Raw genomic sequence first — 24,773 nt, forward strand, 5'->3', positions numbered from 1 at the left:
CGGGGCTTTTTTTGGCCTGGGGATTGGTTGAATCAAACACTGCGCAAGGCTTGAGGCCGTTTTCGCGAGTGGGCTCGCACAGTGAATCTGGCTGCCGGCAAATTTTGCGTATGGCCACCAAACCTGTGGGACTGGGTCGGCCTCATCGCGGCATAGGTATCTACACAACTTTGTAGCGGCCTCTGGGGTGTTGGATATGTACTCGGTCTAATCCAAAACCCTGGTGCAACGTCGCACCACAGTTGTGTAGATACCTATGCTCATCGCGGGCAAGCCGCAAGCGGGCGCCCGCTCCCACAGGCCGAACGCCGTCCTGTGGGAGCGAGCCTACGCGCGAAAAACCTGAGAGCGCCGCGTTTATTCAGGAGCCTCGCGTCATCGTTGGCGTCCATCGCTGGCAAGCCAGCTCCCACAAGGGTCTGAACGTGGCACATGGCGTAAATCGATCAGCCAAGTCAAAGCCATAGACAGCATCGATCACCCCGTCAGCCAGAGCAATTGGACAGGCTGCCTGCGGGCCTCTAGCCTCTACTCGCTGCCACTGCACCAAAACGGCTGAAGACCCCACTGATGATTGTCCGCCCCAAACCCAACCTGATCGGCATCCTGTTCTCCCTCAAGGGTTCGATTGCCAAGCGCATCGCCTTGCGCAGCCTGCTGGTGACGTTGCTGGCATCGGTCATTGTGCTGGTGGAAACCTTGCACCCAGCGTACTTCTCCAAGGTCAATGCCACACCGTTCACCCTGCTGGGGCTGTCACTGTCGATTTTCATGAGCTTTCGCAACAACGCCTGTTATGACCGGTGGTGGGAAGGCCGCAAGCAATTGGGCCAGTTGATCATCGAGTTGCGGTCGCTGATCCGCGAAACCCAAGTGCTCAAGGACCCGGGCGAACGGGAACCCCTGCTGCGTGAGCTGTGCGGCTTTGCCCATGGCCTGATCGCCCGGCTGCGGGTCGAAGATGAGGCTGCGGCCATCAGGCCATGGGCCGATGTCGAGGCTGACCTGCACCATCCGAACCTCAGTGATCGCCTGCTGCAACACGTCGGCGCCCGTTGCTCGCGCCTGGCCGAGCTGGGGCGGATCAACGAATGGCGCTATACCCAACTGGAAACCCGGCTGGTCAGCCTGAGCCAGGTGCAGGCCGCCTGCGAGCGGATCAAAAGCACGCCCCTGCCCTTCCCCTATACCCTGCTGCTGCATCGCACCATCTACCTGTTCTGCATCCTGCTGCCCTTCGCCATGGCCGAACCGCTGGGCTGGCTGACGCCGGTGTTCACGGCCATCGTCAGCTATACCTTTTTTGGCTTGGACGAAATCGGCGACGATCTGGAGGACCCGTTCGGCTTCGATGAGAACGACCTGCCGTGCAATGCCCTGCTACGCCTGATCGAACGCGAAGTCCTGGCCGCCCTGGGCCACGACGAACTGCCCCCGGCCCTGGAGCCGGTCGACTACGTTTTAAACTAGCCACGGGTTTGACTCAGGGCCTGCGCTGACCGAAGCTGACCACCCTGCACTCGTTGTCAGCTTCCGGATCCCTGCATGCCCAAGCCTCGTCGCTACCTGATCATCAGCCTGCTGGTTGTCGTTGCCATCGCCCTTGCCTGGGTGTCTCTGCGCAGTGTCACGCCGCAGGTGCCGGAAGCGATCAAGCGTGGCTACAGCGAAGCCCTGGATCAGGCGCGCAATGGCAAGCCGGGTGCCGCGCGTGTGCTGTACCAGCAACTGGCCCGTCCAGATATCTCCGACAAACGCCGCCTGTGGCTGCATGCCGAACTGCCCAACTACCCCAGCCCCCAGGCCCTGAAACTGGCCGATGCCGACCTGCACCACCCTTCGGTGGCGGTGCGCGAAGCGGCGATCGACAGCATTGTCGCCCTGGTACCCAGCGGCCAGCGCAGCCTGTTGCTCGGGCCGCTGCTGGAGGACAGCGAGCAAGCCGTGCGGTTTGCCGCCGCCGAGGCGTTGCTCGGCTTGTCGCCTGATGACCTGGGGCTGTACTTCGGTCCGCTGCAGCAAGTCATCGATGAATACGAGCAAGCGCTGCAAAGCCAGCCCGCCACCGCCCATACCCACTACCAACTGGCACGCCTGCACCTGCACAACGCCGAGCTCAAGCAGGCGCAGCAAGACCTGGAGCAGACCCTGGCACTGGACCCGGGCAATCTGCCCGCGCTGGTGATGCAGATCGAGGTGCTGGACAAACTGGGCCAGAGCGACGCGGCCCAGCAATTGCTGGCCCGCCAGCTCAAGGCCCAACCCGACTCGGCGTACCTGCAACACGCCCTGGGTTTGTGGCTGTTGCACCACGGGCAAAGCGAGTTCGCCCTGCTGGGGTTGTCCAGGGCGGTGGAGCTGGAGCCGAACAACAAGCTCTACCGCTACGACCTGGCGACCACCCTGCACAGCGAGAACGAGCTGGAAGCGGCGCAAAAGCAGTTGCAGGAAATCGTCCAGCGCCACCCGGCCGATCGCAAGGCGCGGGTGCTGTTGATCAACTACTGGAAAGAAAGCGGCCAACTGCAGAATGTCCAGGTGCTGCTGGCGCAGCTGGAGCAAATGAATCCGGACGATCCGGCCCTGCAGCAGGGTCTGTGACCCGATTGCGTTGAACCGTTTGGCTCTCCCTGAGGTCAAGTGAACAGGCAGTTAATTCGCCACTTTTGGCCACTGCCTCGCTTCCCCTAGGTATGAGAGGGCATTATTTGTCTACATCCAACGAGTTGAACAGCGTAAAAGCCGCCACCGGCATTGAAGGCCTGGATGACATCCTCGCCGGTGGACTGTCCCGCGGCCATGTGTTTCTCCTGGAAGGAGAACCCGGCACAGGCAAGACTACGGTGGCCCTGCATTTCCTGATGGCCGGAGCCCGCGCCGGTGAACGCTCGCTGTACATCACCCTGTCGGAAACCGAACGCGAATTGCGCCAGGGCGCCAAGTCCCACGGCTGGGAGCTGGATGAGAACATCCACATCTTCGAGCTGACGCCGCCAGAGAGCCTGCTCAACGGCGAGCACCAGCAGAGCCTGCTGTATTCCTCGGACCTGGAGCTGGGCGAAGCCACCAAGCAGATTTTCGAGGTGGTGGAGCGGGTCAAGCCGACCCGGGTGGTGCTCGACAGCCTTTCGGAGATCCGCCTGCTGGCCCAGAGCTCACTGCGCTATCGACGGCAGATCCTGGCGATCAAGCACTACTTCGTGCGCTACGACGCCACCGTGCTGCTGCTCGACGACCTGACCACCGAATCCCTCGACAAAACCGTGCACAGCGTGGCCCACGGGGTGATTCGCCTGGAAGAACTGACCCCCAACTACGGCGCCGAACGGCGGCGCATCCGGGTGGTGAAGTACCGGGGCCAGAAGTATCGCGGCGGCTTTCATGACTTCACCATCATGGCCGATGGCGTGCACGTGTTCCCCCGACTGGTGGCCGCCGAGCATCGCGGGCAGTACACCCGCCAGCAATTGACCAGCGGCATCAAGGAAATGGACGCCCTGCTCGGGGGCGGCATCGAGACCGGCTCCAGTACCCTGATCCTCGGTCCGGCCGGTACCGGCAAATCGCTGATCTCGATGATCTTCGCCGCCGCCGCGGTGTCCCGGGGCGAGAAGGCCGCGCTGTTTATCTTCGATGAAGAACTCGGCCTGTTGTTTGAGCGCATGAGAAACCTGGGCATCGACCTGCAGGCCCTGCAAGACTCGGGCAACCTGCTGATCGAACAGGTGGACGCGGCCGAGCTGTCCCCGGGCGAGTTCTCGCACCGGGTGCGCCGTTGCGTCGACGAACGCGGGATCAAGACCGTGGTCATCGACAGCATCAACGGCTACCAGGCCGCCATGCCCGAAGAGAACGCCCTGGTGCTGCACATGCACGAATTGCTGCTGTACCTCAATCGCCAGGGCGCCGCGACCTTCATGACCGTGGCCCAGCACGGGCTGGTGGGTGATATGCAGGCCCCGGTGGACATCACCTACCTGGCCGACACCGTGATTCTGCTGCGTTACTTCGAGGCCCTGGGCAAAGTGCGGCGGGCCATTTCAATCATCAAGAAACGCACGGGCAGGCATGAATCGACCATTCGCGAATACCGCATCGGCAGCACCGGCATGACCATCGGTGAGCCCCTGGATGCCTTCCAAGGTGTGTTGCGCGGTGTGCCCACCTACCTGGGCGCCAACACACCGTTGCTTGTGGACGAGACCCTGTGACCGCGCTCAAGGCCGTGTCCGAGCGGGCACTGATTCTTGCGCCCCTGGGACGCGACAGCCAGATCGCCCTGACCCTGCTCAACGAGGCTGGTTACGACGGTGTGATCACCCAGGGGCTGGGCGTGCTGTGCGAACAACTGGAGCACGGTGCCGGCCTGCTGCTGATCTCCTCTGAGGCCTTGCTGGGCGCGGACCTGGAGCCGTTGCTGCGGTTTATCGAGCAACAACCCGCCTGGTCGGACTTACCCATCGTGCTCCTGACCCACCACGGCGGGGCCGAGCAGAACCCGGCTTCGCGCTTTGGCACCCAGTTGGGCAACGTGACCTTTCTCGAGCGCCCGTTTCACCCGGTGACCCTGATCAGCCTGGTGTCCACGGCGCTGCGCGGGCGGCGCCGGCAGTATGAAGCCCGCGACCGCCTGGTGGATCTGTACCAGAGCGAGCTGCGGCTGAAGAACACCCTGGAAACCCTCGAGCAACAGGTCGAGGAGCGCACCACCCAGCTGCGGCACAATGAAGAGGCCTTGCGCCAATCGCAGAAGATGGAAGCGGTGGGCCAGCTCACGGGCGGCATCGCCCATGACTTCAACAACATGCTGACCGGCATCATTGGCAGCCTGGAGCTGCTGCGCCGGCGCCTGGCCCGCGGTTGCACCGAGGACCTGGATGGGTTGATCGACCTGGGCGTGACCTCCGCCAACCGCGCCGCTGGCCTGACCCATCGTCTGCTGGCGTTCTCCAGGCGCCAGTCACTGGATTCCAAGCCAGTGGAAATGAACACACTCGTGCGCTCGATGGGCGAACTGCTGCAGCGCAGCATCAATGAAAGCATTCAGTTGAACATGCAGCTGCACGACCCACTGTGGGTGGCCGAGGCCGATCCCAACCAGCTGGAAAGCGCCCTGCTCAACCTGGTCCTCAATGCGCGCGACGCCATGCCCGACGGCGGCACCCTGGCGGTCAAGACTTTCAATCAGCACCTGGACACCGCGTTCACCGAAGCCCACGGCAACCTGCAAGCCGGCGATTATGTGGTGTTGAGTGTGGTCGACAATGGCTGTGGCATGCCCCAGGCCACCATCAGCCGGGCCTTCGATCCGTTCTTCACCACCAAGCCGATTGGCCAGGGGACGGGGCTTGGGCTGTCGATGATCTATGGCTTCAGCAAGCAGTCCCGGGGCCACGTGACCATTCAGAGCGCGGTGGGCAACGGAACCACGGTGAACCTGTACCTGCCGCGTTTTCGTGGCGACCTCACGCAAAGCCAACCGACCCAGGTGCCCCACGCACCGGAGGCAAAGGCTGGGGAAACCGTGCTGATTGTCGAGGACGATCCGGCCGTGCGGGTGCTGGTCAGTGCGGTATTGAGCGAGTTGGGTTATGCCTTCGTCGAAGCCGGGGACGCCGACAGCGCGGTGCCGATCCTCGACTCCGAGCAACGCATCGACCTGCTGATCAGCGACGTTGGGCTGCCCGGCATGAACGGCCGGCAACTGGCGGAAATCGGCCGGCAATACCGGCCCGAGCTCAAGGTGTTGTTTATCACCGGCTACGCCGAGCATGCCGCGGTGCGCGGCGGCTTTCTCGACCCGGGCATGCAGATGATCACCAAGCCCTTCACCTTCGACCTGCTGACCGCCAAAGTCCGCGAGATGATCCGCGCCTGACTCAAGCGCCGAGCCCTGTAGCAGCTGGCCGAGACCGCGCGGCTGCGTCAGCGGCCGCAGGACGCTCAGCAGATTGAGTAATGCGGGGGTTGCGGTTGGATCAGGACAGCATTTCCTGCATCAGTTCCTGCAGCACGTCGAGGTCGAACGGCTTGGCCAGGATCGGTGCCTTTTGCGCGATGGGGCTGCCGGACTCGCGGATTTCCTGCGGGTAGCCGCTGATGAAAATCACCTTGAGCTCAGGGCGCAGCTTGACTGCCGGCTCGGCAATCTGCACGCCGGAGATGCCTCCGGGCAGGCGAAAGTCGGTGATCATCATGTCCAGGTGGGGTTTGCTGGCCAGGATCGCGAACGCTTCTTCGCCGTCCACCGCCTGCAACACCCGATAGCCCTCGCCCGACAGGTAGGCGGCAAGCACCATCAGGATCGAAGGATCATCTTCGACGATCAGTACGACGTCTTGTGCATCTTCACTCATGGGAAGCCTTTGTTCGATCAATAGCTGCTATTACGACCCTGCATCGGTGCAGAGGTTGCGTTTATTTTGCCGGTTTTACTAGAGCGGCAGGCAAACCCGGAACAATGCGCCCTCGTTGATCCGGCTCTCGACGCTGATCGAGCCACCATGGGCGGCGACTATCTGCTCGGAAATGAACAGCCCAAGGCCCAGGCCCGCCACCACGGTTTTCGCCGAAACCCTCTCGAACTGCTGGAAAATCCGTTGCTGGTTTTCTTCACTGATGCCAATGCCACGGTCGCGGACTTCGACCCGGGCCTGGCCATCCTGGCTGTACACCCGCACCTCGATCAGGCCTTTGCCGCCATAGCGCAAGGCGTTGGTCAGCAGGTTGGAAATCACCTGCTCGATGCGGAATTCGTCCCAGTGCCCCTCTACCGGTTGCTCGGCAATAAAGCTGATGGAGCACTCGGCGGCCTCGACCTGCGGCGCAAAATTGTGCAGCAGGTTAGCCACCAGTTGTGTCAGGTCGAAGCGGCTGGGCCGGATGGACAGCTTGCCGGTGCGAATCCGCGACACATCGAGCATGTCTTCGATCAAGCGGATCAGGCTCTTGATCTGCCGCTCATCGCGGTCGACCATCGCGTGCATCTTGTCCAGGGTAAAGGCCGCCGCGTTGTCGCGGGCCAGGTGCATCTTGCGCAGCTGGGTTTCCAGGATCAGCCCGTTCAACGGCGTGCGCACCTCATGGGCGACGATCGACATGAAGTCGTCGCGCATGCGTACCGCCTGCTCCAGCTCCCCCTGGGTGATCTGCAACTGGTTGAGCAAGGCTTCCTGCTCGCGGCGGCTTTGTTCCAGGGCTTCGACCTGCAGCTTCATGGCCTTGCGTTGGCGGAACAGGTCGACGAACACGTTGACCTTGCTCTTCACCGCATGGATATCCAGGGGTTTGTGCAGGAAATCCACCGCGCCGCTTTCGTAGCCCTTGAAGGCATAGTTCATTTCGCGCCCGGCGGCGCTGACGAACACAATGGGAATGTTCTTGGTCTTTTCCGTGCCGCGCATCAGTTCCGCCAGCTCAAAGCCGTTCATGCCCGGCATCTGCACGTCGAGAATGGCCAGGGCGAACTCGTGCTGCAGCAGCAGCGACAAGGCCTCATCGGCGGACAGCGCCTTGTACACCGTGCGGTCTTCGCGCTTGATCAGCGCTTCAAGGGCCAGCAGGTTCTCCGGCAGATCGTCGACGATCAGCAATTTGGCCTGGATAGTACTTAGCATGAGGTTCCTTCCAGCTCGACAAGCAGACGGCCGATGCCGTGCAGGGTGAGAATGTAGTCGGGTTGCTGCAGCGCCAGCGCCGCGTCGGGCATGGTCGCCACCTGGGCTTCGGCCGGGTCCTGGACCACGGTCAACCCGCCCAGGCGCTTGACCTGCGCCAGGCCGCGCGCGCCATCCTGGTTGGCGCCGGTCAGCAGCACCGCCAACAGTGCCGGACCGTAGGCGTCGGCAGCGGATTCGAACAGGTAGTCGATCGCGGGCCGCGAATAGTGCAGGCGCTCCTCCAGGCTCAGCGAGAGGCTGCGGTCCTGCTCCACCGACAGGTGATAACCGGGCGCCGCCAGGTACAGGGTGCCGCTTTCAATCACGGCCTTGTCTTGCGCCTCGACCACCGGCATCGCCACCCGCCGCGCAATGACCTCCACCAACTGGCTGCGACGCTGATCGGGCAGGTGCAGGACGACAATGATCGGCAAGGCAAAACCCGACCCCAGCGTGCCGAAAATACTCAACAACGCCTCCACGCCACCGGCCGAAGCGCCAATGACGATGGCCTCGACCCGCGAGGCTGGGGCGTGACTTAACGAGCCGGTTTTCATGTTTTGCGGTAGATCCGTTCTTGTTTGACCAGGGGCTCGAACTGTTTGCCATAGCTCGAAAAGTCGGGGGTTTCCTTGCTGCCCAGCACCAGGAAGCCGCGGTGACAGAGCGAGTCATGAAACAATCCGAAGGCGCGATCCTGTAGCTTTTTATTGAAATAAATCAATACGTTACGACATGAAATTAATTGAGTCTCTGAGAACACACTGTCGGTCGCCAGGCTGTGGTCGGCGAAGGTCACGTTGTCGCGCAGGCTTTTGTCGAAGATCGCGTAGTCGTAGGCTGCAGTGTAGTAGTCGGCGAACGAACTCTGGCCGCCGGCCTGCTGGTAGTTGCGGGTATAGGCCCGGATGTTTTCCAGGGAAAAGATCCCCTGCTTGGCCTTCTCCAGGGAGCGCGGATTGATGTCGGTGGCGTAGATGATCGTGCGCTCCAGCAAGCCCTCTTCGCGCAGCAGGATCGCCATCGAGTAGACCTCCTCGCCCGTGCTGCAGCCGGCGATCCAGATCTTGATCGACGGGTAGGTGCGCAAAAGCGGCACCACTTCCTGACGAATAGCCAGGAAGTGCGCGGGGTCGCGAAACATCTCGCTGACCGGGATGGTCAACAACTGCAGCAGCTGCATGAACGCCGCCGGGTCGTGCAGGACTCGCTCCTGCAGCGCCGAAATGGTTTTGCACTCGAACTGATTCAGGGCGTGATTGACCCGGCGCTTGATCGAGGCACCCGAGTAGTCACGAAAATCGTAGCTGTACTTGAGGTAGATCGCTTCGATCAACAGCCGCAGTTCGATTTCGGTATTACGCTCCACTAAATTCTTTCCATCTTCGGTAACCACACGCGAATCAACGAGAACAGGCGATCCAGGTCGATGGGCTTGGCCAGGTAATCGTTGGCGCCCGCCTGCAGGCAGCGCTCCTGATCGTCCTTCATGGCCTTGGCCGTGACGGCGATGATGGGCAGCTTGCGCCAGCGCGGATCCTTGCGGATCTCCACGGTGGCCTGGAAGCCGTCCATTTCCGGCATCATCACGTCCATCAGGACCAGGTCGATGTCCTCGACTTCATTGAGTTTGTCGATCGCCTCACGGCCATTACGGCCAATGACCACGATTGCACCTTTGTGCTCCAGGGCGCTGGTGAGGGCGAAGATGTTGCGTACATCGTCGTCCACCAGCAGCACCTTGCGCCCTTCGAAGACCTTGTCGCGGCTGCGCGCGGTCTTGAGCATCGTCTGCCGCTCATGGGACAACCGCGATTCGACTTTGTGCAGAAATAATGTCACTTCGTCCAGCAGCCGCTCGGGTGAGCGCGCGCCCTTGATGATGATCGACCGCGAATACTTGCGCAGGTCCGCCTCTTCATCGCGGGTCAGGTTGCGCCCGGTGTAGACGATAACGGGCGGGAACGAGCAGATGTCCTCGGTGGACATGCGCTTGAGCAGGTCGTTGCCGAGCATGTCGGGCAACTTGAGGTCGATGATCATGCAGTCATAGATGTTGTTGCGCAGCAGGTCCAGCGCTTCCTGGGCCAGGCCCACGGCGGTGATTTCAATGTCATCGTCGCCGATCAGCCGGGCGATGCTATCGCGCTGCAGGTCGTCGTCCTCCACCAGCAGCACCCGCTTGACCTTCTGCGTCAGCTTGGCCTCCAGGCGGGCGAACACATCCTTGAGCTCCTCGCGGGTGGTCGGCTTGACGGCATAGCCCACGGCGCCCATGTGCATCGCGGCCTCGACCCGGTCTTCGACCGAAATCACGTGCACCGGTATGTGGCGGGTCTCGGCGTTTTCCTTGAGGCGCTGCAGCACGGTCAGCCCGGAATGGTCCGGCAGGCGCATGTCCAGCAGGATCGCGTCGGGCAGGAACTCGCTGGCCAGGTCGTAACCTTCGTCGGCACCATGGGCCACCAGGCACTGATAACCCAGTTCATGCGCCAGATCGTAGAGGATGTGCGCAAAGTTGACCTCATCCTCCACCACCAGGATGCAGCGGGTGCTGAACGGCGCATTGGCGCGGTCATCGGCAAAACGCGGGATCTGCGCCTCGATGATCGCTGCCGGACGTGCCACCGGCACCGCCGGGACAAAGGCAACCGACGCCGGTGGCGGCAGCTGGACGCTGTTCTCGTCACGCTCGACGTACTGCTCGGGCAGCAGCAAGGTAAACAGGCTGCCCTGCCCCGGTTCGCTGCTGACGGTGATCGAGCCGCCGAGCAAGGCGGCCAGGTCGCGGGAAATCGACAGCCCCAGCCCAGTGCCGCCGTATCGCCGGTTGGTGGTGCCATCCGCCTGGCGGAAGGCCTCGAAAATACTGGCGTGCTGATCGCTGGCGATGCCGATCCCCGAGTCGCGCACGGCAAAGGATATCCCGCCCCCTGGCTGCACACCGACATTGAGGCTGACTTCGCCCTGCTCGGTGAACTTGATCGCGTTCGACAACAGGTTCTTCAGTACCTGCTCGACACGCTGGCGGTCGGTGAACAGCAACGTCGGCGCCGCCGCGTCCAGGTGGATGTTGAACGCCAGGTGCTTGTCGGCCGCCAGTGGCTCGAACATGCCGCGCAGGCCGTCCACCAGGCGCGCGACACTGGTGTTCTCCGGGCGCACCTCGAGCTTGCCGGCCTCGACCTTGGAGATGTCGAGGATGTCATTGATCAGGTTCAGCAGGTCGTTGCCGGCGGAGTAGATCGACTCGGCGAACTTGACCTGTTCGGCGCTGAGGTTGTCCTGGGGGTTTTCGGCCAGCAGCTTGGCGAGGATCAACGAACTGTTGAGCGGGGTGCGCAGTTCGTGGGACATGTTGGCCAGGAATTCGGACTTGTATTTGCTGGAGCGCTGCAACTCCTGGGCGCGGTCCTCGAGCTGAACCTGGGCCTGATTGAGTTCGGTGTTTTTCAGGTCCATGGCGTCGCGCTGCTCGGCCAGGGTTTGGGCCTGCTCGGCGAGTTGCTCGTTGGTCTGCTCCAGTTCCACCTGCTGGGTTTCCAGGTGGGCCTGGGACTCCTTGAGAATCCGCGACTGTTCTTCCAGTTCTTCGTTGGCGGTCTTGAGTTCTTCCTGCTGGACCTGCAGCTCTTCGTTGAGTTGCTGGGTTTCGGCCAGCACTTCCTGCAGGCGCTGGCGATAACGGGCCGCCTCGATCGAGGTGCCGATGTTGCCGGCAATCAACTCAAGCAGCTCGATGTCACGCTCGTCCAAGGCCCGCAGGAAACCCAGCTCGATGACCCCATTGACCCGGCCGTCGTCGCTGGTAGGCACCACCAGCACACTGCGCGGCACACCGTCACCCAGCCCGGAGCTGACTTTGAAATAGTCCGCCGGCACCTCGTCCAGGCGAATCAGGCGACCCTGCTGCACGGCCTGGCCGGCGATGCCCTCGCCGTTGTAGATTTGCTGGCCTCCGGCTTCCTGCTCGCGGGAAAAACCATAGGCTGCCACGCGATTGAGGCCGCCATGATCTTCCTTGACGTAGATCGCCGCGACTGCGCTGCCCAGGTACTGCGCACAGAACTGCAGGATGTTGCGCCCCAGCAGGTTCAGCGAAAGCTGGCCCAGCACCTGCTCGGCCAGTTCGGTCTGGCCGTTGCGCAACCAGGCCTGTTGCTCCAGGCGCCGGGCGCTGCTTTGTTGGGCCGCCAGGTTGGCGCTGTAGCTGCGCGAGAGGCTGAGCAAATCGCGGCGCCCGATGTAGGCCAGCAACGCGCTGATGCCGACCACGAACAGGACGTACAACGAGATGCTCCAGAGCGTGGTGCGTCGCACCTCTTCATTGCGCGTGGCGCGCAACTGCTGCTCCATCTCGATGACGTCTTCGTACTGTTTGCGGATCTCGTCGGTCAGGCGCTTGCCGCGGCCGGCGCGCACGGCAGAACGGTAGTCGCCGCTGCTGCGCTGCAGTTCGATCATGCTCTGGGCGTAGGTGTTCCACTCCTCCTGCATGGCTTGCAGGCGGCGCAACCGGTCGACCTGGACCGGGTTGTCCGCCGTCAGTTCCTGCAGGGTTCGCAAGGCCACCACGATCCGCGGCCGGGCCGTTTCGTAAGGGTCGAGAAAATGCTCGTCACCGGTCAACAAATAGCCACGCATGCCGGTTTCCAGGTCAACCGTGAGCTTGACCGCCTCGTTGGCGTTGTTGATCACCCGATCGGTATGCTCCACCCACTGGATGGTCGACATCAGGTACGTGATCAGGGACACGAAAAACACCACGCTGAGCACGCCCACCCCCAACGGCAAGCCGATGTTGCGGCTCAGGAGTTTGCGGAAACTTTGCTCATCAACGGACGACGAAGTGATCATTTGCGGGCCTTGGTGGACGGGCATAAACGAAGGAGTTTGCCCCAAAAACGCGTTCGGGATCCATTTTTCTGACAGCTTAGCCAGCATTTTCCTGCATTGCGCTGCATTCTCCCCAGCACCGGGGTTATCCTGTCGGGGCCCTGACCCTGAGGGTTTTTTGCGCCCGCCGGGAACTTGTCGGGACCGGTTGATTACTGATGAAAAAGCCGGTCAATTTGCAGCACCGGTCACCCCATGCCCATTTCGAGAACAGTCACTATGCCCAGCACCGCTTCCACCATCCTCGTAGTCGAAGACGACGCCATCGTGCGCATGCTGATCGTCGATGTGCTGGAAGAACTGCAATTCAAGGTGCTGGAAGCGGATGGCAGCACAGCGGCCCTGGCCCTGCTGGAAAGCCGCGATACGCTGATTGACCTGTTGATGACCGACGTTGGCCTGCCGGGAATGAATGGTCAGGAGCTGGCCGCGCGCGCCCGCGAACTGCGCCCGAGCCTGCCGATCCTGTTTGCCAGCGGTTATGCCGAGAACCTGCAAGTGCCCGCCGGGATGCACGTGATCGGCAAGCCGTTCTCCATTGATCAGTTGCGCGACAAGGTCAAGGGCCTGCTGGCTGAGGCCTGACCCTCCGGCCCGGCTGCGCGCTGTGGTTTAATAACGTCCCTCGCGCCCCTCCCCCTGCCGCTTCAAGGAAATACCGCTCATGAGTCAGTCCCGCGCAACCAAGGTCCTGGTTATTGGTTACGTCTGGCCCGAACCCCGCTCATCCGCCGCCAGCGGGCACGTGATGCAGATCCTCGAGACGTTCCTGGAACAGGGCTGGGACATTACCTTCGCCAGCCCGGCAGGCCCCGGCGAGCACAAGGCCGACCTGACGGCCATGGGTATCGCAGAGTGCAGCATCGAGCTCAATAGCAGCAGTTTTGATGCCTTCGTCGGTGAGCTGGCCCCGGATATCGTGCTGTTCGACCAGTTCATGATGGAAGAGCAGTTTGGCTGGCGCGTGGAAAAACAGTGCCCAGGCGCGCTGCGGGTCCTGGAAACTTCAGATTTGCAAAGCCTGCGCCACGCTCGCCACCAGCGGCTCAAGGATCATCTCAAGGCCAGCGACGACCACGATGACGGCGCCGCGCTGTTCGGTCAGACGCTGGCCCAGGAATTCGCCGCGATGGCCGACACGGATCTGGCCCGGCGGGAAATTGCCGCGCTGTTTCGCTGCGACCTCAACCTGATGATTTCCCAGGTGGAGATCCAGTTGCTGGTGGAGCACTTCAGCCTGCCCCCCAGCGCCCTGCACTGGTGCCCTCTGACGCTCGAACCCGTGGCTCAGCCCCTGGCGCCCTACGCCGACCGCGCGCACTTTTTAAGCATCGGCAATTTCCGTCACGCGCCGAACTGGGACGCGGTGCTCTGGATGAAAAATGCCGTCTGGCCGCTGATCCGCCAGCAACTACCCGGCGCGCAACTGCACATCTATGGTGCCTACACGCCGCCCAAGGCGAGCGCGCTGCACAACCCGGCGCAGGGTTTTCACATCATGAACTGGGCAGAAGATGCCTTGCAGGTGATGACGGCCGCGCGTATCTGCCTGGCTCCTCTGCGTTTCGGGGCCGGGATCAAGGGCAAGATTGTCGACGCGATGCTCTGCGGCACCCCCAACGTCACCACCCCCATCGGCGCCGAAGGCATGGCCGGGGACATGCCTTGGGCCGGGGCGATTGGCGAAAGCGCCACGGCCATTGCCGCAGCCGCCGTGCGCCTGTACCAGGATGAACACCTCTGGAACCAGGCCCAGGATGCCGGGGTAAAACTGCTGCACGCCCGTTACCGCCACAGTGTGCATGGCCCGGCGCTGATCGCACGCCTGGAGCATTGCCGCGAACATCTGCTGGAATTACGCCAGGCCAACTTTATTGGCGGCATGTTGCGCCATCACCAGCACAAGAGCACTCAATACATGTCCCAGTGGATTGAAGAGAAGAACCGCAACAACGCGTGAGTGGCTATTGGGCTAAGGCGCAGTGCCGGGCTGCGAGTTGTCTCGGCACGCCGCCTTATTCCTGCACGACCTCCTCCTATTCCCACGCCCCCTGGCGAAATCGGCAACTACCGAGCGCGGCGACTTGAGCCTAGTTTAAGGTCCTCCCTCTTCTCATGTCGCACATTGGCAGTTGACCCATGGCTGACTGCACCCATCCAAGGGTGCGGCCTCCCTATATGAAGAGTGGAAACGCTGTTGACCCACAGTGCGACTTCATCACCCGTCTTTATATAGCCTGGTGCAACAGGACGGGATCATGACTACTCAAGGAAGTGTAGATATGAACATCACCCATACCCAAAAAATCTCATTCCGGCATGAATGGATGAGCAAGACCCCGAGCATGGACGGTTTGACCCTTAACCAACTGGTTTGGCCAGGAGCTCACAACTCGGGAATGGATTTGTATACCGCCAGTCAGCACATCATCAACAGCGTGCTGGCCAGCCACACCATGAGCCAGAACGGCCCCTATATCCAACAGTTGAATAGCGGTGCGCGGGCCCTGGACCTGAGAATTTTCTCCAACTCCAGAAACACGGACATTTATCAGTTCGAGACATTCCACGGCCCCGCGACCGGCAGCCCGATCAGCGACCTGGTCAAGGCCCTGGACTTTTTCCTCGATAAGAACCCCGATGAATTCATCCTGCTCGACGTGCATCAAACCGAGGGCAGCCAGGGCAATCGTTTTGCTTTCAAGGATTTCAATGACGTGATCAACCGTCGCCTGGGCGACCGCCTGATCCCGTTCGAAAACCGCCACCTGACATTGGGTGAACTGAAAGCCATCAGCCGCACACAGCGCGTCGTGATTGCCGCCTCGGAGCACCCCGAATTGGACGCACAGGTGTTCTGGCCAAAGATCCAGCACCGTTGGAGTGGTCAGGACTTGACCTCCCCCAGCGAGCTGAAACAGCACATCGCCCGGACACTGGACAATCCACCGGATGGTTCGCAGCCGTGGTCACTGTCGGCAACCAGTTACATCATGTTCGACGCCTCCGCCATTTCGCCTATTGACCCGTTGTTTGGGGTCAATGACACTTTCGCCCGGGTCAATAAGATCACCGATGAACTGAATGAATGGTTCAGCCCCAGCCCCAGCGGCGAATGGCTGCTCAAGTGCAGCATTATCAATGTCGACTTTATCGACGAAACCCTGCTGGTTGAGTACTGCCGGGAAGCCAACATGTACAAGGCCTTAAAAAAATAGTGGTTTACCGTGGTCGAGCCTGGCGGTCGGCCCGCCCGCTTGACCGCGGCTGGCAACTTGATGACGAAAAGGCATGATCAGGGCGTGAATAAACGATAAAGCGCCCTGTCATGCTGGTAACAAGCGCTATCGCGGGCAAGCACAGCGCCGCCCCTGGCCCTACAACACTGAAAAGTTGTAGCTGACAATCAGCCGCGTTTCATCCACGTCACGCGCCACCGCCTCGTAGTTGGTGCGGTAGGTCGCGCTGCGCAAGCGCAGGCTCAGGTCCTTGAACGTGCCGCCCTGGATCACGTACTTGAGCTCGCTGTCACGCTCCCATTCCTTGCCCTCTTGCTCACTGCCCGCCACCTTGATCTGGTCACCGCTGACGTAACGGGTCAGGAAGCTCAGGCCATTGATGCCCACTGCCTTGAAGTCATAGTCATAGCGCACCTGCCAGGAGCGCTCCTGGGCCGCGGCAAAGTCGTTGACCTGTACGTAATTGACCAGATACGGGTTGCTGCCATCCAGGTAGGGCATCGAGGTGTCGCCGATCATCCGCTGCCAGCCGGCACTGAAGGTGTGGCCGCTGATGGCGTAGCCGAGCATCGCGCTCAAGGCGCGGTTATCGATATTCCCGGCGCGTGCGGCGCCAGTGTCGGCACTACTGAGCAAACGCAGATCAGCCTTGAGCAGCCCCGGGCCCAAGGGTTGGTTACCCAGTAAGCCAACAAAGTGCTGACGGTAGATCTCATCGAGCTCTGCGTACTGGTACTGCGCACTCAGGCGCTCGTTGAACTTGTAGTCCAGGCCATACAGGTCGAAGTGATCGGCGTTGATGTTGCAGGCGTAGCGCTTGTTCTTGCAGTGCACGCGGATGTCTTGCCGGTCGGTGGAATCCCGAGCGGTGTACTGGTCCAGGCGGGCGGCGGTCAAGGTCAGGTCCTTGAGTTCCCTGGACGTCAGCAAGGCGCCGTTGAACTGGGTCGGCAGCAGGCGCCCATCGTTGTATTTGAGCAGGGGCATATCCGGCAACAGGGAACCGTACTTCAATTCACTGCGCGAGATGCGCATTTTGCCCGTCAGGCCGAGCTTGGCGTATTGATCTTGCGAACCACGGGGGTTGCTGCCGGAGGACGGTAGCAGGCCGCTGTTGCTGCTGTCGGCACTGGAATCGAGCTTGAGCCCGAGCATGCCCAGTGCATCCAGGCCAAAGCCCACAGTGCCTTCGGTGAAACCCGACTGCAGGTTGAGGATAAAACCCTGGGCGGACTCTTCGCGCTTGGACGCACCTTGCGGGTTGCTGCTGTGGCCATCACGAAAGTCGCGGTTGAAATACACCGTACGCGACTCGAGGCTGGCGTGACTGTCGTCGATGAAACCACTGGCTTGGGTGGCGGTGCTAAAACCTGCGCACAGGGCCAGGGCGCCGAGGCCCAGAGCCGGGCACGGTGTGATGAGGGAATACGGGGGACGCATGAAAAAAGCTCCAGCAGTGCATCTGTGCGACGGGTCAATCAACCAACACAAATAACGCGCACTCCCCGCCGGACAAGGCTGGGGAATACAAGGGGAAGTGACAACGGATGATCGCCAATGATGGCATAAGGCTTGTTTACCCGGCAGGCGACTTTAGTCTGAAATCCGCTGGCGAAAAATCAGCACACATCGCCTTAACCTCCGGTTAATTCTGTGGTCCAACAGTGACTGGACCGCGTTCGCGCAGCACTCTCTGGCGCCCCACGCGGCAGGGCCGGCATCCAGCATGCCGCGCCGACTTCAAGCCCGCTGCGGAGACTACTCATGAACCTGCGAATCCTCCTGCTTGCCTCTGCCCTCGCCAGCACCGGGGCGTCCGGACTGGCACTGGCCGACACCAGCACCGCTGCACCTGTGCCCTATCACTACGGCATGTCGCTGCATGTGAAACACGTGATCTCCATGACCGAACCCAGCACCCAGGAGTGCAAGGTGGTCACGGCGCAGATGACGTTTATCGACAACCAGGGCAAACAGGAGGGCATCAGCTATCAGAAGCTCTCGCACGCCTGTAGCTATCAGAACTGAACCGCGAGGTGAGCCGCGCCGGGCCTGGCTTCACGACCACGCCCGGTGCATCTGGGTCGAGCGCTTAGAGCGCGGGCTTAGAATGCCCGCAGTTTCGGCTCGATCGCATGGTTACCGGGCCTGAACGCCAGGTCATGGCGCAGCTCGGCAATCAGTTCGTTGATTTCGCGGCAACCATTGAGGGTGCTGGCGTCGATCCCGGTGACCACCAGGTCGATCTGATCGGTCTGATGGTCACCGAAGATCTTGATGGTCATGGACAAGTCCGGTGACAGCGTGCATTGGCAGCGTTTTGGCAAAAAACTGCTTTCAATGATATTGCGCAGTTCCAGGGCAGACAGAAACATAAGCTGGCTCTCCTTTTCATCGAGCGAACACTGTTTTTTTCTCAGCCTCTGCGGGCTGGGCCGGTTCTTTCCTTTGCTTCGCGATTTTTCTCGGCTCGGGTTGTGTCATGAAACACTCTCGATACTTTTTACATGATGCGTTTCATAGGAACGGAGCATAAAACATGCCCAACATCGCGCGCGTCCGTTCATCAACAAATCAGTACCTTAGGTCAGGCCGCAACAACAGCACTCATGCAAAACGCAAGAATCGCGCTAAAACATCCTGCAATTTGCCAGCTGGGCCCCTGCGGTTTGCATTAGGCGAGCGCCACGGTAAGAATGCTCGCGCTTACCGAATTCACCCTACGCAAGGAGGCATCATGCGCTCTTCTCACCTAAGCATCATGACTGTGCTGCTGGCCGGTCTGTCGACCCAGGCCCTGGCCACCCCACTCGAAGACGTCGCGCCTTTTCCGAAAGCGGACAAGGGTTTTACCCGGCAGGTCATTCACCTCGCCCCGCAAACTGCGGAAAACAACTTCCAGGTCGAGATCCTCGCCGGCAAGAGCATGAGCGTTGACTGCAACAACCCACGCCTGGGCGGCATTCTGGAAGAAAAGAACCTCGAAGGCTGGGGCTATCCGTTCTATCGGATGGACAAGGTCATCGGCCCCATGAGCACCCTGATGGCCTGCCCTGACGGCAAGCGTACGGAAGCCTTCGTGCCCGTGGTCGGCGATGGCTTCATGCTGCGCTACAACAGCAAGCTGCCGATCGTGCTCTACGTGCCCAAGGACATCGAAGTGCGCTACCGCATCTGGTCGGCCTCCGACAAGGTCGAGAAAGCCGTCCAGCAGTAACCCTGCCGGCCCACGGCTCAAGCCGACGCGCCGCACAAGGCGGCGCGCTCGGCGACATGGCGCAAACTGTCGAAGTTGATGTTGGCGCCGGAATCGATGGCCACCAGCGTCTGCCCCTTGATCCCATTGCGCGCCACATACTGCTTGATCCCCGCCACGGCCAAGGCACCGGAAGGTTCGGTGATCGAGCGGCTATCGTCGTAGATATCCTTGATGGCAGCACATAACTCGTCGTTACTGACGGTCAGCACCTGATCCACGTAGTCGCGACATATGGCAAAACCGTGGGCACCGATCTGTGCCACGGCGACCCCATCGGCGAAACTCCCCACACTCGGTAACATCACCGGCTCCCCTGCCGCCATCGCCGCCTGCAGACAGGCCGAATGCTCGGACTCCACGCCGATGATGCGGATCTGCGGCCGCAAATATTTGACGTAGGCGGCGATGCCTGCGATCAACCCGCCGCCACCGACCGGAACGAAGATCGCATCCAGGTGCCCCGGATGCTGGCGCAGGATTTCCATGGCCACGGTGCCCTGCCCGGCAATTACATCCGGGTCGTCGAACGGCGAGACGAAAGTGCGAGCGCTCTCGCGTGCCAGTTTCAAGGCATGCTCCAGGGCAAACGGGAAACTGGCGCCGTGCAGCAGCGCCTGTGCGCCACGGCTGCGCACGCCAATCACCTTCAGCTCTGGTGTCGATTCGGGCATGACGATACAGGCGTCGATCCCCAGTTCCCGCGCGGCCAACGCCACACCTTGGGCGTGGTTCCCGGCCGACGCGGTGATCACGCCGCCGGCTTTCTGGGCCTCACTCAGGTGGGCCAGCTTGTTGTAGGCGCCGCGAATCTTGAAGGAGAAAGTCGGCTGCAGGTCTTCACGCTTGAGCAGGACCTGGTTGTCCAGCCTCTGGGACAGCGCGGGCGCGGCTTGCAACGGCGTACGCACCGCCAGTTGATAGACCGGTGCGGCGAGGATTTTTTTCACATAGTGCGCCAGCAGTGGCTGGCCGGCGGTGGGCATGTCCATTGATGTCTCCTGAAGTGCGTCAGGCCCTGGAGACAGAAAAACAAAACCCGCCTCAAGGGCGGGTTGGGTGCAGCCGTCAGCTAGCCCGCCAAATCCGGAATGGCGGTAATAATAATGCTTGGCTGGCGGCGCGATACGGGGAAAGTCATGCCCGGAAATTAGCCCCGGCGCGCCGGCAAGTCAATCCCCGGCCTACAGGCCGATCTTGTACAGCGCACCGTTCTGTTCGTCCGTCAGCACATAGAGGTAGCCGTCCGGCCCCTGGCGTACATCGCGGATCCGCGCTTTCAGTTGACCGAGCAAACGCTCCTCATGCACCACCTTGTCGCCCTCGAGACTGCAGGCGAATCAGTTCCTGGGTCGCCAGCGCGCCAATGAACACACTGTGCTGCCAGGCCTTGAACCGGTCGCTGTCGTAGAACGCCATGCCGCTGATGCCCGGTGACTGCAGCCAGACGTGATGGGGGCCGACGGTCCCTTCGGCGGTCTGGCCGCGAGCTTCAGGGATGGGCTGCCCGGAGTAGTTGATGCCGTGGGTTGCATAGGGCCAACCGTAGTTTTTACCCCGCGCGATAATGTTCAGCTCATCGCCGCCCCTGGGCCCGTGCTCGTTCTCCCAGAGCTCGCCACTCCAGGGGTTGAGGGCCGCCCCTTGTGGATTGCGCTGGCCATAGGACCAGATCTGCGGACGTACCCCGGCCTGACCGACAAACGGATTGTCCTTGGGCACCTGGCCGTCCGGGTAGATGCGCACCACCTTGCCTTGCAGCTTGTCGAGGTCCTGCGCCGTTTCGCGCACGTTGTTCTCGCCCAGGGTGATGAACAGATAGCCGTCACGGTCGAACACCAGGCGTGAGCCGAAATGGTTACTGGTGGAGAGCTTGGGCTCCTGGCGGAAGATCACGTGGAAATCCTCCAGCGCCTTGAGGTCCCTGGACAAGCGGCCACGGCCGACGGCAGTGCCGGCCTTGGCCCCGGCCCCATCGCCTTCGGCGTAGGACAGGTACACCAGGCGGTCACTCTTGAATTGCGCAGACAGCGCCACGTCCAGCAGGCCACCCTGGCCCTTGGCCCAGACACTGGGCACCCCGCTCAATGGCGCCGAGGGTGTGCCATCGGCGTTGATGATCCGCAGGTTGCCCGGCCGCTCGGTCACCAGGATGCCCTGCTGATCGGGGAGAAACGCCAGGGCCCAGGGGTGTTCCAGGCCCTGGCTGACCTGGGTCACCGACACGCTGCCCAGCTCGCTCGGCAGTTGCTGGACAGCGGCCGCCGACACCGGCAGCGCAATCATCAGGGCGCTGCCCAACAGGGTCGCCAGTAGAGTTTTTCCTGACATTCACACGTCCTTTATTGCGATCGTTGGCACGGGGTCATCAGCGGTTGCTGGTGTCCGGGTCTCTGGGAGGGGGCGCGGGTGAGACATAGGGCCGGACCGTGCCCGGGGTGGCATTGGGACGCGGGTAACCGTTGCCAATGCCACCGTTGTCCAGGGTCGGCGGGCGCGGTACCGGCACGGTGTTAGGCGCGCGAATCACCGGTGCCGCCGGTCGCGTGCCCTGCATGCTGTTGGGGTTGGCCCGGCGAATCGGGTTGTTATAGGGATTGTTGTTACTGGCGCCCGGCAGGTTCTGCGCCACCACCAGGCCGGGCCCTGCGAGTGCGGCGATCCGGTCCGGATCGTCCTGCGCCTGCGCCATCGACCCCAGCAAGGTCGACGCCAGCAGCGATACAGCCAACACGTACCTGCTCATGATGGAGGTCCTCCAGTGTCATGCCGATAAGGTCTTCGATACCACGCTACGCCCAGGGTTCGCTGCTGTGAAGGAAATACTCCCAGACAAGATGTTGCAGGGCTGGCGATCAACGCATGCCACCTGGCAGTGGACTGCAAGCGGGTCAGTCGTGATGAACTGGCGAAGGGGGGCGCAGCGCCCAGGCATGGATGGTGGACAAACTCGGTGAGCGATTGCGCGGGCTGAAGGCCGACCCTTGGGCCGACCTCAACCATCGCCAGCGCCTGAGCGCAAAGATGTGGCAACGCCTGGGGGGGCGAAAAGACCCTAGATCCAGAGGATCACGGCCAGCAAGGCACCGAAGATTGCCCACTTCTCCAGGTAGTAACGCGTGCGATTGCGCTTCTTCAATTCCTTGCCGCGCAAACGGATCTTGTACAGCCGGGCGAACGCGCGGTTGATCCCGCCGGTTTTATCGCCGGCATCGTTGGGCGCGCCGGCGGCGGACATCACCGTGCGGCTGAACCAGGCGTTGAACGCGGCCGCCCAGCGGTACTTCAATGGCCGTTCGACGTCGCAGAACAGGATGATGCGATTGGCCTGGGTGGTGTTCTGCGCGTAATGGATGTAGGTCTCGTCGAACATCACCGCCTCGCCATCGCGCCAGTGATAACGCTCGCCGTCGACCTCGATGTAGCAACCAGGGTCATTCGGCGTGTCCAGGCCCAGGTGATAACGATAGGAACCCGCGTAGGGGTCACGGTGGCGCACCAGTTTCGAACCCGGTGGCAACTCGGCAAACATGGCCGCCTTGATCGAACCGATGCTCTGGACCAGTTCAGTGGTGCGCGGGCACAGCTTGGTCGCCGAAGGATGACTCTCGCCGTACCACTTCAGGTAGAAACGTTTCCAGCCGGTCTTGAAGAACGAATTGAAACCCACGTCGTTGTACTGCTCCGAGCGCTTGATCTCCCCTGCCCGCAGCAGGTTCTGGCCTTCTTCGCGAATTTCCTGCCAATGGGCCTGTAACGGGCTCAGATCGGGGAAGTCGCGCGGGTCCAGGTACGGCCGGTTCGGCAGTTTGGAAAACAGATAAAGAAAGCAGTTGATCGGCGCCAGGAAGCTCGAATGATCGCTTAGCTGGCGACCCAGCTTGTGCCGAACGCGACCGCGCAGGTGCACGTAGGCGATGGATAGCAGGTAAAGGGAAACAAAGATCAGCTTCACGAAAAATAATCACTGGTCGGAAAAAAACACGTTGCGCACCATCGGACGTGGATCAACGCAACATTTGAGGTTCAGGCGCTACTGAGCACAACGCCAGCACGCACCATCGCCGCGCATTTTAGTCACAGTTTGTAACGTAGGGAAAACGAACAAATGTGAAAAACGGTAGGCTGGATGTAGTGCCGATAACCCGGCACCCTTGCCACCCGGGCAACATCTCCCGATACCTGCCCCTGTTCATGGAAGATTCACCTAATGAAGCCAGCTCCGCGCTTGACCGCCCTTTCGCTGTTCGCCGGCGTGCTCACCAGCCTGACCTGCGCGTCCGCCGGCGCCATTGATTACCCCGACGCCGTCGCCAGCGACCCGGCAACGCTCGGCTGGATGGTCGGTTCGCCACCGCCGCCTGCGCGCATCATTCGGTTCGCCGATGGCAGCTACTACCAATTTCCGGCGCTGCGCTGGAGCTTCTCCAACTTTCGCCAGTTGATGCCCACCCTGAACGTCTCGCGCGGGCTGGCGGCGCCGTCGGTGCTGGTACAGGCGCCCGACCGCGCCATCGACGCCCTGTCGTTCAACACCCTGGACAGCCATCAGCCCCTCACCTGGGCACAATCGCTGTCCGCCACCTACACCGACGGGATTGTCGTGCTGCATCGCGGCAAGGTGGTGTACGAGCGCTACTTTGGCGTGTTGACGCCCCAAGGCCAGCACGCAGCCATGTCGGTGACCAAATCCCTGGTCGGGATCCTGGGGGCAACCCTGGTCGCCGAAGGCAAGCTCGACCCGGCCAAGCGCGTCGACGACTACGTCCCGGAGCTGGCGAACTCGGCCTTTGGCAACGCGACGCTGCGCCAGGTGCTGGACATGACCACGGGCCTTAAGTACAGCGAAGACTATGCCAACCCCGACGCCCAAATCTGGGCCCATGCCAATGCCGGCAATCCCCTGCCCAAGCCCAAGGATTACCGTGGTCCGCGCAGCTACTATGAGTTTCTGCAAAGTGTGCAAGCCCAGGGCCGCCACGGCGATGCCTTTGCCTACAAGACCATCAACACCGACGTACTGGGCTGGGTGATCGCCCGGGTCACGGGGCAAAACGTCGCCCAGCTCCTGTCGCAACGTATCTGGAGTCGCCTGGGCATGGAACAGGACGCCTATTTCAGCGTGGACAGCATCGGCACCCCCTTTGCCGGTGGTGGATTCAACGCCGGGTTGCGGGACATGGCCCGGGTCGGTGAAATGCTGCGCAATGACGGGCAGGCCAACGGCGAGCAGATCGTGCCCAAGGCCGTGGTCGACGAGATCCGTGGCGGTGGCGACAAGGCGGCCTTCGCCAAGGCCGGTTATGGCCTGTTGCAGGGCTGGAGCTACCGCAACATGTGGTGGGTCAGCCACAACCCGAACCGCGCCTTCATGGCCCGCGGCGTGCACGGGCAAAGCCTGTACATCGACCCGCAGGCGCAGATGGTCATCGCCCGTTTCGCCTCGCACCCGGTGGCGGGCAACGCCGCCAACGACCCGGTGACCCTTGCGGCGTTCGCCGCCCTGGCGCAGCACCTGCTCCAGCAACCTTGAGCCAGGCCGACCCGTGCTGGCGACGGCGCCAGGCTGATCCAACAAATTAATGAGCATTATTGATTAGTGTTTTTCGCCTGCCTGGCCTCCACTAGCGCCCCCCCGGCTGCTCCGGCGGTGTGCTGGTGGATGAAAATCGTCGATTCGACACCCCCATCATTTCCAATGGAGCGTCTATGCTGGTTTTACCC

General features: G+C 61.7%; 19 protein-coding genes and 2 pseudogenes. 10 read left to right on the forward strand and 11 right to left on the reverse strand.

Translation table 11 applies throughout. The features are described 5' to 3' along the window. The first annotated feature begins 570 nt into the window (after window positions 1–570). From Q1W70_RS24735 to Q1W70_RS24750, 4 genes are all read left to right on the forward strand, one after another. Entirely contained in the window at window positions 571–1,470 is a 900-nt protein-coding gene (locus Q1W70_RS24735) for a bestrophin family protein (protein WP_182344567.1), read from the forward strand. A 75-nt stretch (window positions 1,471–1,545) separates the two neighbouring features. Next, window positions 1,546–2,601: a tetratricopeptide repeat protein gene (locus tag Q1W70_RS24740; RefSeq protein WP_182344565.1), complete on the forward strand. Its 1,056-nt coding sequence runs from the start codon at window positions 1,546–1,548 to the stop codon at window positions 2,599–2,601. Window positions 2,602–2,708: 107 nt separating this feature from the next. Continuing rightward, a complete protein-coding gene (locus Q1W70_RS24745) occupies window positions 2,709–4,211 on the forward strand; it encodes an ATPase domain-containing protein (protein ID WP_166592697.1) in 1,503 nt (500 codons plus the stop codon). Continuing rightward, window positions 4,208–5,878 (forward strand): response regulator, encoded by a 1,671-nt coding sequence (locus Q1W70_RS24750; protein WP_166592696.1) that lies wholly within the window; start codon window positions 4,208–4,210, stop codon window positions 5,876–5,878. The genes Q1W70_RS24745 and Q1W70_RS24750 overlap by 4 nt, the downstream gene beginning before the upstream one ends. A gap of 100 nt (window positions 5,879–5,978) precedes the next feature. Here the strand turns inward: Q1W70_RS24750 and Q1W70_RS24755 are convergent, their stop codons facing one another. From Q1W70_RS24755 to Q1W70_RS24775, 5 genes are all read right to left on the reverse strand, one after another. Beyond that, window positions 5,979–6,356, reverse strand: a complete 378-nt coding sequence (locus Q1W70_RS24755) for a response regulator (RefSeq protein ID WP_095168307.1) — start codon at window positions 6,354–6,356, stop codon at window positions 5,979–5,981. A 78-nt stretch (window positions 6,357–6,434) separates the two neighbouring features. Further along, the gene (locus tag Q1W70_RS24760; RefSeq protein WP_182344561.1) at window positions 6,435–7,616 is read right to left on the reverse strand and encodes a hybrid sensor histidine kinase/response regulator; all 1,182 of its coding nucleotides are present in this window, start codon (window positions 7,614–7,616) and stop codon (window positions 6,435–6,437) included. Continuing rightward, complete coding sequence (locus tag Q1W70_RS24765) at window positions 7,610–8,215, reverse strand: chemotaxis protein CheB (protein ID WP_166592693.1); 606 nt, start codon at window positions 8,213–8,215, stop codon at window positions 7,610–7,612. The genes Q1W70_RS24760 and Q1W70_RS24765 overlap by 7 nt, the downstream gene beginning before the upstream one ends. Further along, on the reverse strand, window positions 8,212–9,027 hold the full coding sequence (locus tag Q1W70_RS24770; RefSeq protein ID WP_166592692.1) for a CheR family methyltransferase: 816 nt from the start codon (window positions 9,025–9,027) through the stop codon (window positions 8,212–8,214). The genes Q1W70_RS24765 and Q1W70_RS24770 overlap by 4 nt, the downstream gene beginning before the upstream one ends. Next, the gene (locus Q1W70_RS24775) at window positions 9,027–12,515 is read right to left on the reverse strand and encodes a response regulator (RefSeq protein WP_166592691.1); all 3,489 of its coding nucleotides are present in this window, start codon (window positions 12,513–12,515) and stop codon (window positions 9,027–9,029) included. The genes Q1W70_RS24770 and Q1W70_RS24775 overlap by 1 nt, the downstream gene beginning before the upstream one ends. A gap of 258 nt (window positions 12,516–12,773) precedes the next feature. Between Q1W70_RS24775 and Q1W70_RS24780 the strand changes: the two genes are divergently transcribed. The 3 genes from Q1W70_RS24780 (at window position 12,774) to Q1W70_RS24790 (ending at window position 15,772) form a co-directional block, all read left to right on the forward strand. After that, complete coding sequence (locus Q1W70_RS24780) at window positions 12,774–13,139, forward strand: response regulator (protein ID WP_166592690.1); 366 nt, start codon at window positions 12,774–12,776, stop codon at window positions 13,137–13,139. A gap of 79 nt (window positions 13,140–13,218) precedes the next feature. After that, window positions 13,219–14,514, forward strand: coding sequence for a glycosyltransferase (locus Q1W70_RS24785; protein ID WP_302098238.1), 1,296 nt, complete (start codon window positions 13,219–13,221; stop codon window positions 14,512–14,514). Between the two features lie 439 nt (window positions 14,515–14,953). After that, a complete protein-coding gene (locus Q1W70_RS24790; RefSeq protein ID WP_232534614.1) occupies window positions 14,954–15,772 on the forward strand; it encodes a phosphatidylinositol-specific phospholipase C domain-containing protein in 819 nt (272 codons plus the stop codon). Window positions 15,773–15,931: 159 nt separating this feature from the next. Here the strand turns inward: Q1W70_RS24790 and Q1W70_RS24795 are convergent, their stop codons facing one another. Continuing rightward, window positions 15,932–17,233 (reverse strand): OprD family porin, encoded by a 1,302-nt coding sequence (locus tag Q1W70_RS24795; RefSeq protein WP_302098239.1) that lies wholly within the window; start codon window positions 17,231–17,233, stop codon window positions 15,932–15,934. 324 nt (window positions 17,234–17,557) lie between these two features. Between Q1W70_RS24795 and Q1W70_RS24800 the strand changes: the two genes are divergently transcribed. Further along, entirely contained in the window at window positions 17,558–17,821 is a 264-nt protein-coding gene (locus Q1W70_RS24800; protein ID WP_302098241.1) for a DUF2790 domain-containing protein, read from the forward strand. Between the two features lie 77 nt (window positions 17,822–17,898). On the opposite strand, the gene Q1W70_RS24805 is transcribed toward Q1W70_RS24800, so the two are convergent. Beyond that, window positions 17,899–18,168 (reverse strand): DUF1652 domain-containing protein, encoded by a 270-nt coding sequence (locus tag Q1W70_RS24805; RefSeq protein WP_265537675.1) that lies wholly within the window; start codon window positions 18,166–18,168, stop codon window positions 17,899–17,901. Between the two features lie 362 nt (window positions 18,169–18,530). On the opposite strand from Q1W70_RS24805, the gene eco reads away from it, so the two are divergent. Further along, complete coding sequence (eco, locus tag Q1W70_RS24810; RefSeq protein WP_185818037.1) at window positions 18,531–19,010, forward strand: serine protease inhibitor ecotin; 480 nt, start codon at window positions 18,531–18,533, stop codon at window positions 19,008–19,010. A gap of 35 nt (window positions 19,011–19,045) precedes the next feature. Here the strand turns inward: eco and ilvA are convergent. The 4 genes and pseudogenes from ilvA to lpxO all read right to left on the reverse strand — a co-directional run. After that, a pseudogene (gene ilvA, locus Q1W70_RS24815) lies at window positions 19,046–20,041 on the reverse strand (threonine ammonia-lyase, biosynthetic); the annotation flags it as partial. Between the two features lie 192 nt (window positions 20,042–20,233). Beyond that, a pseudogene (locus Q1W70_RS24820) lies at window positions 20,234–21,380 on the reverse strand (PQQ-dependent sugar dehydrogenase). Window positions 21,381–21,417: 37 nt separating this feature from the next. Next, window positions 21,418–21,795, reverse strand: a complete 378-nt coding sequence (locus Q1W70_RS24825) for a hypothetical protein (protein WP_166592681.1) — start codon at window positions 21,793–21,795, stop codon at window positions 21,418–21,420. Between the two features lie 309 nt (window positions 21,796–22,104). Next, a complete protein-coding gene (gene lpxO / locus Q1W70_RS24830) occupies window positions 22,105–23,004 on the reverse strand; it encodes a lipid A hydroxylase LpxO (RefSeq protein WP_166592680.1) in 900 nt (299 codons plus the stop codon). A 255-nt stretch (window positions 23,005–23,259) separates the two neighbouring features. Between lpxO and Q1W70_RS24835 the strand changes: the two genes are divergently transcribed. After that, the gene (locus Q1W70_RS24835; RefSeq protein WP_182344549.1) at window positions 23,260–24,582 is read left to right on the forward strand and encodes a serine hydrolase domain-containing protein; all 1,323 of its coding nucleotides are present in this window, start codon (window positions 23,260–23,262) and stop codon (window positions 24,580–24,582) included. Window positions 24,583–24,773 lie beyond the last annotated feature (191 nt).

The sequence above is a fragment of the Pseudomonas kielensis genome, from assembly GCF_030505375.1.
Taxonomy (GTDB): Bacteria; Pseudomonadota; Gammaproteobacteria; order Pseudomonadales; family Pseudomonadaceae; genus Aquipseudomonas; species Aquipseudomonas kielensis.